Genomic DNA, 12,616 nt, shown 5'->3' with positions numbered 1-12,616 from the left:
TGCACCTCAAGGGCTGATGGCGTAGGTGTCGACGGCCGGGTTGGACTCGGTCAGGCCCTGTGCCTGCATGAAGGCCCCGAAGCGTTCATAGCGGCCCTGATCCAGCGCAGCCGGGCGCAGCGCAAAACGGGTGAGGGTATCGCGCCAGGCGCGGCGGTTGAGTTCGGTATCCAACTCGTCCGGCTTGTAGCTCACGAAAGCGTCCCAGGCGGCATCAGGGTGGTTGATGATGTACTGGGTCGCCTGTTCCAGCGCTGTCATGAAGCGCCCCCAGCGATCGTCGTTACGCACGGACTGATTCACGACCAGAATCAGCTCGTCATAGGCCGGTACCCCTTCCTCTTCAACAAAGAAGGCGCGCCCCGGGTGACCTTCGATATCCATCTGGTTGAGCTCGAAATTACGGAAAGCGCCGATCACGGCATCAGCCTGACCACTGATCACGGAAGGGGACAGGGACCAGTTGACGTTGATCAGCTCGATGTCTTCCAGCGTCAGACCGTGCTGGCCCAACATGGCGCGCAGCAGTGCGTCTTCAAAGCCACTGACGGAGAAGCCCACTTTCTTGCCCTTGAGGTCGGCGATGGACTTGATCGGTCCATCTTCCAGTACCACCAGCGAGTTGAGCGGTGTTGCGACCAGTGTGCCCACGCGCACCAGCGGCAGGCCCTGATCGACCTGCAAATGCAGTTGCGGCTGGTAGCTGACGGCCATGTCGGCCTTGCCTGCGGCGACCAGCTTGGGCGGCATGGAGGGATCTGCCGGTTCTACCAGTGAGACCTCAAGGCCCTGTTCGGCAAAGTAGCCGTTTTGCTGGGCGATAATCAGCGGGCCGTGGTCAGGGTTGATAAACCAGTCCAGCAGCAGCTCGACCTTGTCGGCTGCCAGTGCCTGTGCCGACAGCAGGCAACCACAGAGAAGGGCGGTCAGTCGTTTCATGCGGAATGTCCTCGAAAGTTGGATGACGTGGATTCGCTCACCCAGGGGGTGAGCCGTCGTGCGATCAGGTTTACGGAAAAATAGAGCCCCAGTGCCATCACGGCGAGCACCAGCAGGGCTGCAAACATCAGGTCGACCTGCATGCGGGCGTTGGCGTTGAGCATCAGATAGCCAAGGCCGGTGGATGAACCCACCCATTCACCCACGACCGCGCCGATTGGCGCCACCGATGCGGCGACACGCAGGCCGGAGCCGAAGGCCGGTAGCGCCGCAGGCAGGCGAATCTGCAGTAACAGGGTACGACGGCTGGCGCCGAGTGTCCGGGCCAGCTGCAGGTAGCCGGTCGGGGTCTGGCGCAGGCCATCAAAGCAGGCGGCGGTGACCGGGAAATAAATGATCAGGGTGGCCATGGCGACCTTGGACGCCATGCCATACCCCAGCCAGAGCATCAGTACCGGCGCCAGTGCAAACACGGGGATCGCCTGGCTTATAACCAGAACCGGCAGGAGCCAGCGACGCAGGCTGCCCCAGGTGACCAGCGACAGTGCGCTGCCCAGCCCCAGCAGGGTGCCCAGCAGCAGGCCCAGCAGAATTTCTGCCAGCGTCACGCCGGCGTGTTTCATCAGCAGCGGGAACTGGTTGATCAGGGTTTCCAGTACGCGCACCGGGCCCGGCAAAATGAAGTGGGGCGCCTGAGTGAGCCAGACGATCAGCTGCCACAACAGCAGCAGACCGAGCCCAAGCGTGACTCCGCGCAGCAGCGACATCATGGAGTGTCCTCCGCCAGCATCCTGAGCAATCGCCCCTGATATTCGAGCACTTCGGGGGCGTCGACGCTGCGTGGCACTGTCCCGCTGGGCAGCAGAGGGTCGGTGAGGTGGGCCGGTGTCCCGCGCAACACCTGAATACGATCTGACAGGCGCAGGGCTTCCAGCGGGTCGTGAGTAATCATCAGTACGGTGCGACCGGACAGCAGTTTCGCGGCCAGATCCTGCAACCTGAGACGGGTGATCGCATCCAGCGCCGAGAAGGGTTCGTCCATGCAGATCAGGGGCTGATCCTGAAACAGGGTACGGGCGAGGGCGACGCGCTGGCGCTGCCCACCGGACAGCTGTGCCGGCAGGGACAGGGCCCGGTCTGCCAGACCCACCTGTTGCAACAGATAATGGCCCAGCTCTTTCTGCTCTGCGGACGGCGTGCCCTGCCGCAGCCGAGCCCCCAGCAGTACATTATCGAGCAGACTAAGCCAGGGCAGCAGCAGGTCCTGCTGTGCCATCCAGGCCACACGTCCCTGCAGGGGGCGTCCATCGCTGCATTCGATACGTCCCTCAATTTCGGCATCATCGGCGATACCGCACAGCAGCTGTAACAGCGAGCTTTTCCCGACACCGGATTGACCCAGAATGCTGGTCCAGTGTCCTGCGGGCAGTGACAGGTTCAGGTTGCTGAAGACGCAGTGATGCTGCCAGCGCAGACTGGCCTGTTCAATGCGAATATCCAAGGCTTACCACCAGGCGTGAAAATGGTGAGTAGGGCCATGGCCGCTGCCAACCTGCAGTCGGTCTGCCGCCTCAATGGCGCGGGTGATGTAGGCCTTGGCCTCGTGCACGGCGGTTGAAACATCCAGCCCCTTGGCCAGGCCCGCGGCAATGGCGGAGGAGAGGGTGCAGCCGGTCCCGTGTGTGTTCTCGGTCCGGATGCGCCTGGCCGGTAGCCAGAGGCGAGTGTCTGAGGTCATCAGCAGGTCGGCACTTTCGTCGCTGGCGGAGTCCGCCAGGTGGCCGCCCTTGATCAGGACCGCTTGCGGGCCCAGTGCCAGCAGCTGCTCTGCCTGCGCCTGCATTTCATCGGGGGTTCGGGCCTCGTGCGTGTCCAGTAATACAGCCGCTTCCGGCAGGTTGGGCGTAATCAGGCTGGCCAGAGGCAGCAGCTCGCGCCGCAGTGCATCAACCGAATCATGCGCCAGCAGCTTGTCACCGCTCTTTGCGACCATGACCGGGTCGAGCACGATATTGCCCAGCCCGCGCCGTTTCAGCACGCTGGCGACAGTCCGAATGGTTTCGGGGCGGCTGAGCATGCCGATCTTGACCGCATCCACCCGAATATCATCCAGCAGTGTATTGAGCTGGTCCGCAATAAAGGCTGCGGGCACATCGTGAATTGCACGCACTTCACGGGTGTTCTGAGCGGTCAGGGCCGTGATGACGGAGGTGCCAAACACACCCAGAGCGGAAAAGGCCTTCAGGTCAGCTTGAATGCCGGCACCACCACCAGTATCGGAGCCGGCAATGGTCAGTGCGACAGAGGCAGGTGTTTGTGTCATGTGAACGCTCCAGTACGGGAGAAAACCGCACCGGCCACGCGCATGCATGGAGTGTGAGTGTCGGTCATCTCGATTTCCTACGCCGGTACCAACCGGATCAGGTTCAGCGGGTCTCATCTCAGCCCGTCAAAGCGGGCACCCCGACCAAGAATCAGGGGCTAGTTTAGGCACTTGAGGCGTGAGTGTCTATGCTTTAACCAGACCGAATGCCAAGCAGGGCAGGCGGGCCAGATGATGGAGGATAGTCCATGAATCCTTTGGAAGTGGTTGAGCTGATGTGCCCCTGGTGCAGTGAGCCGATCAGCCTGACGGTTGATGTGACTGAACCTGAACAGGATTACAGTGAGGATTGTGCGGTCTGCTGCAGTCCGATGACCGTGCACGTGGAAGTCGGGGACCAGGGAGCACCGGAAGTGAGGGTCGAACGCGAAGGAGGTTAGCCGTATGTCCACCGGAGTGTGTAAGGGCGAACAGCGTCCCTTGAATGCAGACACCAGTGGCGCTGAAGTCAGATCCAGTGCACTGGACCTGCTGCAGCAAACCCGTGAACGCCTGGAGTCGGGGCTGGCACGGCCGGATATCGATCAGGATGAAATCGTGCACCAGACGCGGGTTGATATGAAGCGCCTGCGTGCGCTCTGGTACCTGGCAGAGCCGGGGTTGAAAGAAAAACAGATGCTCCACGATGCGACCCGCCGGATCGCCAAGGCACTGTCCGGTCAGCGTGACCATGCCGTGATGCAGACGACCTGCCAGAGCCTGCCTGTTGATCTGCCGGATGCATTTCAGAAACAGCTGGATGCAGGACTGCTCGACCATACCCGGCCGGCTGCCCACCCGGAGCAGCCGCTGGCAGAGGTATCGCCGCTGCTATACGCACTTGAATGCAAGGTGATGGATGCTGACTTTGAAGGGCTGCGTCAATGCCACCTGAAAACGGGTTTTCTGAAAGTGGCAACAAAGGGGGAGAAGCTGTCACGCAAGGCGCTCCAACGGGCTGATCAGGAGGCGCTCCACCGCTGGCGCAAATGGGTCAAGGTCTGGATGTATCAGCATCTGTGGCTGGTGCCCGGTACCGACTTCGTTTGGAGTGAGCGTCTCAAGCCACTGGGCAGTGCGCTGGGGCGGATTCATGACCTGGATGTACTGGACGGGATTCTGCAGCAGCTGGATCAGCCGGAATCGCTCGACACTCTGAACGCCCTGCAATACGCCATTCAGCAGGAGCGCAACCGGTTGCTTGGGCAGGTCACGACCGAGGCGACCGTTATCTATGCCAAACCCGCCAAAAAGCGCGTCAAAAAGGTCTTTTGCGCCTGGTCAAAAGATTAGTATCCCGCAATATATCCCGGTGAATTAAAAGGCCTTTCTCTGTGCCATTACTGTGCTAATCTGTAGCGATTACCAGACCCTATCAGATAAGCGGGAGTATGCCCCCATGTCCTTACGTAACCTCTCTGTCCGTGCCAAGCTCTGGACGCTGGTGCTGATTGCCGGCTTTATGCTGGTCGTTCTTACATCGCTTTCGCTGCTGGATATGCGCGACTCCTTGCAGGCGGAACGAAAAGATCAATTGCACGCGTTGCTGGATGCGACAGAGGGGCTTTTGGAGGCTGAGCAGGCGCGAGTGGAATCGGGTGAACTGAGCCTTGAAAAGGCCCAGGCCGAGGCCCGCAAAATGCTCGAAACCATGCGCTACAACGACAACGACTACTTCTTCGTACTGGATAGCAAGGCGCGTGTAGTCGCTCATGGAGCCAGCCCCGAACTGGCGGGCAAGTCGCTGAAAAACCGTACAACTGCAGACGGACAAGCCATTTTTGCCGATATGGCCGCCCTGCTGGGCTCCGGAACCGATGTGGCAGAGCTGCGCTACCGCTGGCCACACCCGGTGACAGGCGAAGCGGAGACCAAGATCACGCTGGCCAAACCGTTTGAAGACTGGGGCTGGGTCGTCGGCACCGGGGTATACGTGACCGATCTGAACTCTGCATTCCGCCAGGATGTGATCTACATGGGTGCGCTGCTGGCGGGTGCGCTGGTGATTCTGGCTGCCTTGGCCATTCCCATTGGCCGCTCCATCACAGGCCCGCTGGAGCGTATCTCCGATGTCATGAAGCAGGTGGCGGCAGGTGATCTGCGCATTCGTACCGAGCTCAACAGCAAGGATGAGCTGGGCAAGGTAGGACGCCGTATCGACGAAACGCTGGGCACCTTCCAGGATCTGGTACACCAGATTGCCAGCTCCGCCACTCAGGTTTCCTCCAGCGCAGAAGGGCTGGCCCGCAGCGCCGAAGAAACCAGCGCAGCGCTGGATGCCCAGGCTCAGGAAGCGGAGCTGCTGTCGACAGCCATGAACGAAATGGCTGCCAGTGTGCATGAAGTGGCCCGCAGTGCCGGTGAAACCTCTTCCGCCATTGAAATGGCTGACCATGAGGCAGATGAAGGCAACCATGATGTGGACGACACGGTTCACCGCATTCAGGCACTGGCGCAGGAAGTAGAGCAGGCGGCCGAGGTGATTCAGGCACTGGAAGGCGATACGGTACAGATTGGTCAGGTGCTGGAAGAGATTCAGGCTATTTCCGAACAAACCAACCTGCTGGCATTGAACGCGGCAATCGAGGCTGCTCGCGCCGGTGAGTCCGGGCGTGGTTTCGCGGTTGTTGCCGATGAAGTGCGCCAGCTGGCACAGCGCACTCAGGGCTCTACCGAAGAGATTCGCAGCATGAACGACCGTCTGCGCAGCGCCGCGCAGAAAGCGGTTGAAGTAATGGATCGCTCACGCCAGCGTGCGGATGACAGCGTACAGACAGCCCAGCATGCGGGCAGCGAGCTGCTGCGCATTGTCGAGCAGATGGCCCGTATCCGTGACATGGGCGTGCAGGTGGCGGCGGCTGCAGAGGAACAGAGCCAGGTGTCTGAAGAGATGAACTCCAACCTGCTGCGCATTACGCAGGCCTCCGAGAGCACCGTGGCAGCCGCGAACTCCGTGGCATCCAGTGGGGAAGAGCTGCAGCAGTTGTCACATGCGCTGCAGGAGCAGATCAACCGCTTCAAGACCTGATTTCAGGCCCTGAGGCCGATATACTGAGGCAAACTCAAGAGTATTCGGAGTCACATGAAGTATCGAATCATTCCGGTTACGCCGTTTCAGCAGAACTGCACCCTGCTGTGGTGTGAGCATACAGGCAAGGGTGCCGTTGTGGACCCGGGTGGCGACCTTGACCGCATCAAGGCCGCGATTCGCGAAGAGGGTGTAACGGTTGAAAAAATCCTTCTGACCCATGCCCATATTGACCACGCAGGTGGAACGGCCGTGCTGGCGCGAGATCTGGGGCTTCAGATTGAGGGGCCCGGGCAGGAGGACGCTTTCTGGATCGAAGGGTTGCCCCAGCAAAGCCAGATGTTCGGCTTTCCCGATGTGGAAATTTTCTCGCCGGACCGTTGGCTCGAAGACGGGGATCAGGTCAGCTTTGGTGACGTAACCCTCGATGTGGTGCACTGTCCGGGTCATACGCCCGGTCACGTGGTGTTTTACCACGCGCCCTCGGCGCTGGCGCTGGTCGGGGATGTGCTGTTTCAGGGCTCCATCGGCCGCACCGACTTTCCCCGCGGGGACCACGCCACTCTGATCCGCTCCATTAAGGAAAAGCTGTTGCCGTTGGGCGATGAGGTGGACTTCATTCCGGGGCATGGCCCCATGTCCAGCTTTGGACAGGAGCGCCTGTCCAATCCGTTCATTGCTGGCCGCTACGGTTAACTACCTTGCGGGTGTTTGAGTCACGTTCGCTCGGTCCCACACCCGGCTGATACCCCAGCGGAAGCGGAGTAGAGCCTCCGCTGGAGTAGCAACCTCTCTATTTGTGCAGCAACAGAGCCAGCTCGAACAGTTTTGGATCCAACCCCTTGCGGTAGCGGATCACGCTGTCGAGCGGAATATCCACGACCGCGCCGTCGGCAACGCCTACCATGATGTCATTGTAACCTGCCAGCATGTAGCTGACCGCCATGGCCCCCAGGCTGGAGGCGAGGACGCGGTCATGTCCACTGGGCTGCCCGCCACGCTGGATATGCCCCAGAATGCACACGCGCGGGTCTTCACCCTGCTGCTTCAGTTGTTCGGCAAGGCGGTAGGTCAGCCCCGGGTCGCGCCCTTCGGCGACCACAATAATGCCGCTTGATCCCTTGCCGCTGCGGCGGCTCTCCGACAGCTGCTGCCCCAGTTGTTCGATATGCACTTCATACTCTGGCACCACCACCATTTCGGCACCGGCCGCAATGCCCACATGGGTGGCCAGAAAGCCCGAGTTGCGTCCCATGACTTCGACCAGGAAATGACGCTCATGTGATGAGGCGGTATCACGAATCTTATCGATCGCATCCAGTGCCGTGTTCACGGCGGTATCGAAGCCGATCGTGTCTTCGGTGCCGAAAATATCGTTATCGATGGTACCGGGCAGTCCGATGACCGCCAGGTCACTTTCTTCCGCCAGGCAGTGGGCTCCGGTGAGAGAACCATCGCCACCGATCACAACCAGCCCCTGAATGCCGTTGTCTTTCAGTATCTGAATGGCTTGAGCGCGTGCTTCCGGCTGTTTGAAGGCCTCGCAGCGATCACTCTTGAGAATGGTCCCGCCACGCTGCACGATGTTGCGCACCGAGGCCGATGTCATGACGCGAAGGTCGCCTGCCAAAAGGCCGCTGTAGCCTTTCTGAATACCGAACACCTGAATACCCTGATTCAGGGCCGCGCGAACGACACCACGTACAGCCGGGTTCATGCCGGGTGAGTCCCCGCCGCTGGTGAGTACGGCGATGGCTTCAAAATCTCTCAAGGGCTCCAGTTCGGGCAGCGTATACATCTCGACTCCTGTCACATGTGTACCACTTCACTATAGCGGAAAGGCTGTAACGGATATGACCTCATACCCTGTAAACCGTTTCGTTCTGAAATCGTACAGTAAAAAACACTGTGAAATCTTGAAGATGGAGCAATGGTGACTAATACTCAGATTCTGAAGCCGGTTTCTGGCAAATCGATGACAGAAACCATTCCGATCCGAAACAGGAGAGTTCGATTATGGCACTGAAGAAAACACTGATCTCGGCAGCAATGACCGCGGCAGTCGCAATGGGGGGGCTGGGTGCCTCCACGGTCGCAAGTGCGGAGAGCTTCATCACCATCGGTACTGGTGGTGTAACCGGGGTTTACTACCCGACAGGTGGCGCGATCTGCCGTCTGGTCAACAAGGACCGTTCTGAACATGGCATCCGCTGCTCCGTGGAAAGTACCGGTGGTTCCGTGTACAACCTGAACACCGTGCGTGCGGGTGAACTGGATATCGGTGTTGCTCAGTCCGACTGGCAGTACCATGCCTATAATGGCACCTCCAAGTTTGAAGAGCAGGGTCCGAACAAGGATCTGCGTGCCCTCTTTTCAATGCACCCGGAGCCCTTCACCGTTGTGGCACGTGCTGATGCCGGCATCAAGACCTACAACGACCTGAAAGGCAAGCGTGTCAACATCGGTAACCCGGGTTCCGGTCAGCGCGGTACCATGGAAGTGCTGATGGAAGCCAAGGGCTGGTCAACCGATGACTTTGCGCTGGCATCTGAGCTGAAAGCATCCGAGCAGGCCAGTGCGCTTTGCGACAACAAGATCGACGCCATGGTCTATGTCGTAGGCCACCCGAGTGGTGCGATCAAGGAAGCAACCACTTCGTGTGACAGCAATGTGGTCGAGGTTAATGACGCCACCGTTGATATGCTGGTTGACGAGAACAGCTATTACCGCAAGGCAACCATTCCGGGCGGAATGTACCGTGGCAACCCTGACGATGTTGTGACCTTCGGTGTAGGTGCAACCATCGTAAGCTCCGCTGCAGTTCCGGAAGATGTGGTCTATCACGTCGTTAAGGCAGTATTTGAAAATTTCGATACTTTCCGTAAGCTGCATCCGGCATTCGCAAACCTGAAGAAAGAAGAGATGGTCAGCGATTCTCTGACTGCTCCTCTGCATCCGGGTGCCGAGAAGTACTACAAGGAAGTCGGGCTGCTGTAAGCACCTGACTGCCAAGGGGGCTGAGAGCCCCCTTTTTGTTTCGTTATGGAAGAAGGGTGTTCGCCGTGTCGCAAGAAGATCAAGTCAAGACATCGAACGACGATATTCAGGAGCTGGTTGCCCAGTCTGATAGTGGCTCACGCTCACCGCGTGGCTTTCCGGGGAAACTGCTGTGGGGTGTTGCACTCGCATGGGCACTGTTCCAGCTTTGGTATGCCTCGCCGTTGCCGTTCCTGCTCGACTTTGGCGTGATCAATGATTCCAAGGCGCGCGCGATTCATCTGGCGTTTGCCATTTTCCTTGCGTACACCGCCTACCCGGCGCTCAAGCGCTCACCGCGATTCTATATACCCCTTCAGGACTGGGTGTTTGCCCTGGCCGGGGCATTTGCGGCGTCCTATCTGGTGATTTTTGAAGCGGAACTGGCAGGACGTGCCGGTGCGCCCATCACCATGGATATTGTCGTTGCCGTCATCGGCATGATTCTGTTGCTGGAAGCGACTCGACGTGCGCTGGGACCGCCACTGATGGTGGTGGCTGCCGTATTCCTGACCTACACCTTTGCCGGCCCTTACATGCCGGATGTGATCGCACACAAGGGTGCCAGCCTGAACAAGGCCATGTCACACCAGTGGTTGACCACCGAAGGTGTGTTCGGTGTGGCACTGGGTGTTTCGACCAGTTTTGTATTCCTGTTCGTGCTGTTCGGTGCATTGCTTGAAAAAGCGGGCGCCGGTAACTATTTCACCAAGGTTTCCTTTTCACTGCTCGGTCACATGCGAGGCGGCCCTGCGAAGGCAGCCGTTGTATCCTCAGGCCTGAGCGGTCTCATTTCCGGTTCCTCCATCGCCAACGTGGTGACGACCGGTACCTTCACGATCCCGTTGATGAAGCGGGTCGGATTTCCGGGTTACAAGGCGGGTGCGGTTGAAGTGGCTGCATCCACCAACGGCCAGCTGACACCGCCAATCATGGGTGCAGCGGCATTCCTGATGGTCGAATATGTTGGCATTTCCTATATCGAGGTGATCCAGCACGCGATTCTGCCTGCCCTGATCTCCTATATCGCACTGATCTACATTGTTCACCTGGAAGCCATGAAGGCCGGCATGGAAGGGTTACCGCGTAACCCGGACTCTCGCTCGCTGGCTCAGAAGCTGGCGACCTGGCTGGGCATTGTGGTGGGCATCTGCCTGCTTTCCCTGGGGCTTTACTATGGCTTTGGCTGGACCAAGGCCTATATTGGCAACGCCAGTTACTGGATCATGGGTGCCATCGTGATGGCAGCCTATCTCTGGCTGGTGCGTTTTGCCGCAACCTATCCCGATCTGCAGATGGATGACCCTAACTCTGAAGTGGTCTCCCTGCCGGAAACAGGGCCGACTGTAAAATCCGGCCTCTACTTCCTGCTGCCGGTGTTCGTGCTGGTGTGGTGCCTGACAGTCGAGCGCTTCTCGCCAGGCCTGTCCGCGTTCTGGGCGACCGTCTTCATGATCGCGATCGTGCTGACCCACAAGCCGCTGAAAGCGATGTTCCGCTCTGAGGGTGACTTTTCTGCAGGCGTGCGGGAAGGGTTTGCCGACATGCTGGACGGGTTTGTAACCGGCTCACGCAACATGATCGGTATCGGCGTGGCCACGGCTGCAGCGGGTATCGTGGTTGGCACGGTAACGCTGACCGGTATCGGACTGGTGATGACCGAGTTCGTGGAGTTCATTTCTGCGGGCAACATCATGTTGATGCTGCTGTTCACCGCCATGATCAGCCTGCTGCTGGGCATGGGGCTGCCGACAACCGCCAACTACATCGTGGTATCTACACTGATGGCTCCGGTCATCGTAACTCTGGGGGCAGAGCAGGGTTTGATCGTGCCCCTGATTGCCGTGCACCTGTTCGTGTTCTATTTTGGCATTCTGGCGGATGACACGCCGCCGGTAGGGCTTGCGGCCTTTGCTGCTGCGGCAATTGCCAAGTCTGACCCGATACGCACCGGTGTGCAGGGCTTTACCTATGATATTCGTACCGCCGTGTTGCCTTTCATGTTCATTTTCAACACGGAGCTGCTGCTGATCGGTATAGAAAGTATCCCGCACCTGCTGGTTACCATTGCGGCAGCTGTTGTGGCCATGCTGATTTTTGCCGCCGCTACTCAGGGGTACTGGCTGGTCAAGAGCCGCTGGTATGAAACCGCGCTGTTGCTGCTGATCGCCTTTACGCTGTTCCGTCCAGGCTTCTGGTGGGACGAGATCTATCCGCCGGTCACGCTGGAGTCGCCGACCAAAATCGAACAGCTGGCGGCTGATGTGCCCGCCGGTGGACACCTGATGCTGAAGGCTGAAGGGATGACCATTGATGGCGACATGGTCAGCAAACTGGTGCGCCTGCCGCTGGAGGATGGCGATACCGGTGCCGAGCGTTTGGCCAATACCGGCCTGATGCTGAATATCGGTGATGAGAAAGTCGTCGTTGATATGGTCGGGTTTGCGAGCCCGGCTCAGGAAGCGGGGCTGGACTTTGACTGGGAAATCCAGGGCATTCAGGTTGAGAATGAGCGCCCGGACAAACAGTGGATGATGCTGCCGGCCATCCTGCTGCTGGCCGGACTGGCGGCATTGCAGCTGCGCCGTCGCAAACAACAGGCTCTGGCTGCGTCCTAGGAGGTTAGAATGTTTAACAAGGTACTGTTACCGGTCGACATGCAGGATAAGGCGACAGCGAAGCAGTCGCTGCAAGAGGCCAGCCATTACCTGCAAAGCGAAGCATCCGAGCTGCACGTAATGGCAGTACTGCCAGGTCTGAGTATGCCGGTTGTAGCGGCTTACTTTCCGGACGATGCGGTTGAAAAGGCACTCAGGGCACTGCAACAGGAAGTGGTTGAGCTGATTCAGGACGTATTGCCGGGGCGCGAGCATTGTCAGGTACATATTGCAGAAGGCAATGCGGCACGAGAGATCGTAACGCTGGCTGAAAAGCTGAAGGTTGACCTCATCGTCATGCCAAGCCACAACCATTCACGCGTGGAAAACCTGCTCATCGGTTCGGTCACCTCCCGGGTTGTTGAGCGGGCGCATTGCAGCGTAATGGTGTTGCGTAACCTGCCGGAAAAATAAAATTCAAAAAGGGCGTTGACAGCGATCCGGATCGCTGTAGAATACGCCCCACTTCAGCGCTGACCGCAGCGACGTTTCATCAGCTAAGCTGATGAAAACAGTCAAAAAACGGTTGACACTGAACGGGGTTGCGGTAAGATACGCGCCTCGCTTGAGACAACAGGTTCTGCCGAACGGCAG

The 12,616-nt window shown here is 58.9% G+C and carries 12 protein-coding genes and 1 riboswitch; of the genes, 7 read left to right on the top strand and 5 right to left on the bottom strand.

The window, feature by feature from the left end:
• Positions 1-6 precede the first annotated feature (6 nt).
• Genes H9C73_RS13745 through thiD form a run of 4 tightly spaced genes read right to left on the bottom strand, consistent with a single transcriptional unit; the run spans position 7 to position 3,262 of the window.
• On the bottom strand, positions 7-939 hold the full coding sequence (locus H9C73_RS13745; protein WP_209288475.1) for an ABC transporter substrate-binding protein: 933 nt from the start codon (positions 937-939) through the stop codon (positions 7-9).
• Positions 936-1,709, bottom strand: coding sequence for an ABC transporter permease (locus H9C73_RS13740; RefSeq protein ID WP_407944014.1), 774 nt, complete (start codon positions 1,707-1,709; stop codon positions 936-938). Before H9C73_RS13740 ends, H9C73_RS13745 begins: the two co-directional genes overlap by 4 nt.
• The gene (locus tag H9C73_RS13735; protein WP_209288474.1) at positions 1,706-2,440 is read right to left on the bottom strand and encodes an ABC transporter ATP-binding protein; all 735 of its coding nucleotides are present in this window, start codon (positions 2,438-2,440) and stop codon (positions 1,706-1,708) included. The genes H9C73_RS13740 and H9C73_RS13735 overlap by 4 nt, the downstream gene beginning before the upstream one ends.
• Before the next feature lie 3 nt (positions 2,441-2,443).
• The gene (thiD, locus tag H9C73_RS13730; RefSeq protein ID WP_209288473.1) at positions 2,444-3,262 is read right to left on the bottom strand and encodes a bifunctional hydroxymethylpyrimidine kinase/phosphomethylpyrimidine kinase; all 819 of its coding nucleotides are present in this window, start codon (positions 3,260-3,262) and stop codon (positions 2,444-2,446) included.
• Between the two features lie 57 nt (positions 3,263-3,319).
• Positions 3,320-3,415: riboswitch (TPP riboswitch) on the bottom strand.
• 95 nt (positions 3,416-3,510) lie between these two features.
• On the opposite strand from thiD, the gene H9C73_RS13725 reads away from it, so the two are divergent.
• The 4 genes from H9C73_RS13725 to H9C73_RS13710 all read left to right on the top strand — a co-directional run bounded on the left by H9C73_RS13725 (position 3,511) and on the right by H9C73_RS13710 (position 7,025).
• A complete protein-coding gene (locus H9C73_RS13725) occupies positions 3,511-3,702 on the top strand; it encodes a CPXCG motif-containing cysteine-rich protein (RefSeq protein WP_209288472.1) in 192 nt (63 codons plus the stop codon).
• 4 nt (positions 3,703-3,706) lie between these two features.
• Entirely contained in the window at positions 3,707-4,594 is an 888-nt protein-coding gene (locus H9C73_RS13720) for a CHAD domain-containing protein (protein WP_209288471.1), read from the top strand.
• 106 nt (positions 4,595-4,700) lie between these two features.
• Positions 4,701-6,329 carry a methyl-accepting chemotaxis protein gene (locus H9C73_RS13715; protein WP_209288470.1) on the top strand — a complete coding sequence of 543 codons (1,629 nt, stop codon included), beginning with the start codon at positions 4,701-4,703 and terminating at the stop codon, positions 6,327-6,329.
• A 54-nt stretch (positions 6,330-6,383) separates the two neighbouring features.
• On the top strand, positions 6,384-7,025 hold the full coding sequence (locus H9C73_RS13710) for an MBL fold metallo-hydrolase (RefSeq protein WP_209288469.1): 642 nt from the start codon (positions 6,384-6,386) through the stop codon (positions 7,023-7,025).
• 97 nt (positions 7,026-7,122) lie between these two features.
• Here the strand turns inward: H9C73_RS13710 and pfkA are convergent, their stop codons facing one another.
• Positions 7,123-8,127, bottom strand: a complete 1,005-nt coding sequence (pfkA, locus tag H9C73_RS13705; protein ID WP_209288468.1) for a 6-phosphofructokinase — start codon at positions 8,125-8,127, stop codon at positions 7,123-7,125.
• 218 nt (positions 8,128-8,345) lie between these two features.
• Here pfkA and H9C73_RS13700 point away from each other — a divergent pair, with 218 nt between their 5' ends.
• The 3 genes from H9C73_RS13700 (at position 8,346) to H9C73_RS13690 (ending at position 12,436) form a co-directional block, all read left to right on the top strand.
• A complete protein-coding gene (locus H9C73_RS13700) occupies positions 8,346-9,326 on the top strand; it encodes a TAXI family TRAP transporter solute-binding subunit (RefSeq protein WP_209288467.1) in 981 nt (326 codons plus the stop codon).
• A 65-nt stretch (positions 9,327-9,391) separates the two neighbouring features.
• Complete coding sequence (locus tag H9C73_RS13695) at positions 9,392-11,983, top strand: TRAP transporter permease (RefSeq protein ID WP_209288466.1); 2,592 nt, start codon at positions 9,392-9,394, stop codon at positions 11,981-11,983.
• 9 nt (positions 11,984-11,992) lie between these two features.
• The gene (locus H9C73_RS13690) at positions 11,993-12,436 is read left to right on the top strand and encodes a universal stress protein (protein WP_209288465.1); all 444 of its coding nucleotides are present in this window, start codon (positions 11,993-11,995) and stop codon (positions 12,434-12,436) included.
• Positions 12,437-12,616 lie beyond the last annotated feature (180 nt).

The organism is Marinobacterium alkalitolerans, from assembly GCF_017776525.1.
Classification (GTDB): Bacteria; Pseudomonadota; Gammaproteobacteria; order Pseudomonadales; family Balneatricaceae; genus Marinobacterium; species Marinobacterium alkalitolerans.
This window is presented reverse-complemented; position numbering and strand designations above follow the sequence as displayed.

Coding starts and splice junctions, on each gene's coding strand:
- H9C73_RS13745 (WP_209288475.1), bottom strand. CDS start 939: ATGAAACGACTGACCGCCCTTCTCTGTGGTTGCCTGCTGTCGGCACAG.
- H9C73_RS13740 (WP_407944014.1), bottom strand. CDS start 1,709: ATGATGTCGCTGCTGCGCGGAGTCACGCTTGGGCTCGGTCTGCTGCTG.
- thiD (WP_209288473.1), bottom strand. CDS start 3,262: ATGACACAAACACCTGCCTCTGTCGCACTGACCATTGCCGGCTCCGAT.
- H9C73_RS13725 (WP_209288472.1), top strand. CDS start 3,511: ATGAATCCTTTGGAAGTGGTTGAGCTGATGTGCCCCTGGTGCAGTGAG.
- H9C73_RS13720 (WP_209288471.1), top strand. CDS start 3,707: ATGTCCACCGGAGTGTGTAAGGGCGAACAGCGTCCCTTGAATGCAGAC.
- H9C73_RS13715 (WP_209288470.1), top strand. CDS start 4,701: ATGTCCTTACGTAACCTCTCTGTCCGTGCCAAGCTCTGGACGCTGGTG.
- H9C73_RS13710 (WP_209288469.1), top strand. CDS start 6,384: ATGAAGTATCGAATCATTCCGGTTACGCCGTTTCAGCAGAACTGCACC.
- pfkA (WP_209288468.1), bottom strand. CDS start 8,127: ATGTATACGCTGCCCGAACTGGAGCCCTTGAGAGATTTTGAAGCCATC.
- H9C73_RS13700 (WP_209288467.1), top strand. CDS start 8,346: ATGGCACTGAAGAAAACACTGATCTCGGCAGCAATGACCGCGGCAGTC.
- H9C73_RS13690 (WP_209288465.1), top strand. CDS start 11,993: ATGTTTAACAAGGTACTGTTACCGGTCGACATGCAGGATAAGGCGACA.